This is a genomic window from uncultured Campylobacter sp., assembly GCF_937890585.1.
In the GTDB taxonomy this organism is placed as follows: Bacteria; Campylobacterota; Campylobacteria; order Campylobacterales; family Campylobacteraceae; genus Campylobacter_A.
This window is the reverse complement of the sequence record NZ_CALACG010000168.1, coordinates 1-2,589: the sequence shown is the minus strand read 5'-3', so window position 1 is coordinate 2,589 and position 2,589 is coordinate 1. Positions and strand designations below refer to the sequence as shown.

Here is a 2,589-nt window from a genome sequence, read left to right as displayed (position 1 = left end):
GAGCATTAAAGCTGGAACTAAAAGAGCAGATAAGCAAAGGGATAGACCCTAAAAAGAATAATACGGACGATGGGAAAAAATTTAAGGATATATTTTTCGAGTGGTTTATGAGGAAGCAAAAGCAGGTTTTGGCAAAGCAACAAAAAACAATCAAAAGCTTTTTTGATAGATTTTTCTTACCTAAATTTGGCGATATGGATATTAAAAAAATAAGCAGGCGTGATATTATTTCAGCGTTAGAGTTTTTGGAGTTTGAAAAGAAGTATATAACTTTTAGCAAGGCGCTAGGAGCGATAAAAGAGCTTTACAAATACGCTGTATTGAAAGAATATGTAGAGCACAATATAATCTTAGATATTGACAAAAAAGCACTTTTTAAAGCCCCTGAAACAAAACACTACGCCGCCATAACAGACGAGCAGGCGCTAATGCAACTACTAAATAATATAATCTATTACAGCGGCGATGTTAGGGTTAAGGCGTGCTTAGTGCTTAGTATAATGACCGCCGTACGCCCACTCAATGCAAGGTCGGCTAAATGGTCGGAGTTTGACCTAGATAGCGGGCTTTGGCGCATACCAGCCGAGCAAATGAAAATGAAGCGCCCGCACGTTGTTTTTTTATCTGACGACCTTTGCAAATTCTTACAAGTATATAGAGATACTTTTAAAAGTGAATATCTATTCCCAAGTGTAAGAAGTTTAACAAGACCTATTAGTGATAATGCGTGCCGTTGCTCTCTTAGAAATATGGGCTACTCAAATGAGGAAATAACCCCACACGGCTTTAGGGCTACATTTAGCACTATTTGCCACGAAAAGAGGGCAGAGCATAAACAAAGTAGCGATATTATCGAGCTTTGTCTAGCACACATTGAAACAAACAAGGTAAAAGACGCATATAATCATGCAAAGAATTTAAAAGAGCGTAAAGAGCTTATGCTTTGGTGGCAAGGGTTTATTTATGCCCTTTGCCCTGACATATACTCTTTTATTGAGGCTAGATCGCAGTAAATCACACGCTGGTTTATTTTATTCGCCTTGATTATACCAGCGTCGATGAGTTTTTTTAGGGTCGGCTTTGAAATATTTAAAATTTCTCTTGCATATTTTGATGGGATAAAACCGACCGCTTCACTTAGGGCTACTATCTCGCTCATTTCTTATCCTTTATATAATCTTTCAAATCTCGCAATGCGTGCCGTAAATAGCGAACGTCACACTTAAATAAAAGAGCTTGTATTTGCTCGACTAGCTTTGCTTTTTCATTGTGTGCCTCGCAAAACGCCTCTAGGCTTGCAAGGGCTACTAAATGTTTATCTCTTTCTGGGCTACTCATTTAATAACCCCTTGTTCTCATGGATGTTCCCTAAGACTTCAACGCTTTTAATATCTTGAGACATAAATGTAAAGTAGTCTTCCATAGTGGTTTCTACTAGATACATAGCATTACCGGGGTAGTAAATAACTTCTCCTATGCGTGTTTCCTCTGTTTGAGTTGTAGTAATCCTTACAATATCCTTCTCATATATTCTGTTACTATTGACATCTTTAATACCAATGTATTGCATAACGTCATAAAAGTTAGGTAAATCTAGTATTATTCCAAAAGATGATATATTAACAGGATAGCTATCATAGGTGTTCTCTGCATCATATATCATTCTCTTTTCTTCTTTATCCCAAACTCTATATCTTGGTCTCATTAGTTATCCTTTAATTTAAATCCTAAGTTATACATAGGCTTCCAACTAAGTGTGTCGTGATAAGCTCCAAACTCTGCGTCCATCTCAGGTATAGTCATTCTAGTAGGGTGCATAGAGTACTTTTTAGTAGCGTAATCGTATATCTCAAAGTACCACAAGACATCTCTCTCATTGATAAAGTCTTCATCTGCTTCCTTGATAGAGTAAGGGCTTGTGTTATAGAAATCATAAAAGTTCTCTTTTACCCCTATAACCTTATATCTTGTAGGACATAATTCTCCTTTTGCTGTTATAAGAACAAGGACATCCCCTACTGCAAACTTAGTAGTTTCATCAGGCTTTATTCTGTATTTATACACATCAAAATCCCAAGCATTACGCTCTTTAGCAAACCATTCGTTACTATATTTATCATAGACCTCTACTGCCTTACCCTCTGCATAAGCTTTTATAACTTCTATTTTTTCTTCTAGTGTCATCATATACCCTTTTCAAATATTCTCAATATAAAAATAAGCCAGCATTTGGCTATCCTTCATCTAGGTTTTACCTCTAGTTGTCATCGCTCACTCCGTTTAGATTTTTGCCTTTGAGTATTTGTAGCACCTCTTGCTTTGAAAATTTAGAGGCCGGGCTTAGCTCAATTTTACTAAGCCAGTAGCGATCTAGTTTTTCGCAGTAGTATTTCATCGCCTTACTAAAGCTCATACGAGGTGGTGGTCGCCCACATATCACAAAAACGCCATTTTTCATTTGCATTTTTTCTTTACCTTTTACAATCGCTTCGCCATAGGTCATTATTTACTCCTTTCTTTATTGTATTTTAAGCTTGTAGGATGCATAATTTGAGAATAAAAACACGCTTTGAATTTACTCCGTTGGAG

Annotated in this window: 6 protein-coding genes; 1 reads left to right on the top strand and 5 read right to left on the bottom strand. The window is 36.7% G+C overall.

Annotated elements, in window-relative coordinates; all coding sequences use genetic code 11:
* A partial coding sequence (locus Q0296_RS04895) for a site-specific integrase (protein WP_298037314.1) occupies positions 1-1,013 on the top strand: 1,013 nt, incomplete at its 5' end.
* Here Q0296_RS04895 and Q0296_RS04890 read toward each other — a convergent pair.
* From Q0296_RS04890 to Q0296_RS04870, 5 genes are all read right to left on the bottom strand, one after another.
* Positions 962-1,159: a helix-turn-helix domain-containing protein gene (locus Q0296_RS04890; RefSeq protein WP_103594973.1), complete on the bottom strand. Its 198-nt coding sequence runs from the start codon at positions 1,157-1,159 to the stop codon at positions 962-964. The two genes, Q0296_RS04895 and Q0296_RS04890, sit on opposite strands and share 52 nt — an antisense overlap.
* Complete coding sequence (locus tag Q0296_RS04885) at positions 1,156-1,338, bottom strand: hypothetical protein (RefSeq protein WP_298037305.1); 183 nt, start codon at positions 1,336-1,338, stop codon at positions 1,156-1,158. The genes Q0296_RS04890 and Q0296_RS04885 overlap by 4 nt, the downstream gene beginning before the upstream one ends.
* Positions 1,331-1,705 (bottom strand): YopX family protein, encoded by a 375-nt coding sequence (locus Q0296_RS04880; RefSeq protein ID WP_298037296.1) that lies wholly within the window; start codon positions 1,703-1,705, stop codon positions 1,331-1,333. The genes Q0296_RS04885 and Q0296_RS04880 overlap by 8 nt, the downstream gene beginning before the upstream one ends.
* Entirely contained in the window at positions 1,705-2,184 is a 480-nt protein-coding gene (locus Q0296_RS04875) for a hypothetical protein (protein ID WP_298037294.1), read from the bottom strand. Before Q0296_RS04875 ends, Q0296_RS04880 begins: the two co-directional genes overlap by 1 nt.
* A gap of 73 nt (positions 2,185-2,257) precedes the next feature.
* Positions 2,258-2,503, bottom strand: coding sequence for a hypothetical protein (locus Q0296_RS04870; RefSeq protein WP_298037292.1), 246 nt, complete (start codon positions 2,501-2,503; stop codon positions 2,258-2,260).
* Positions 2,504-2,589 lie beyond the last annotated feature (86 nt).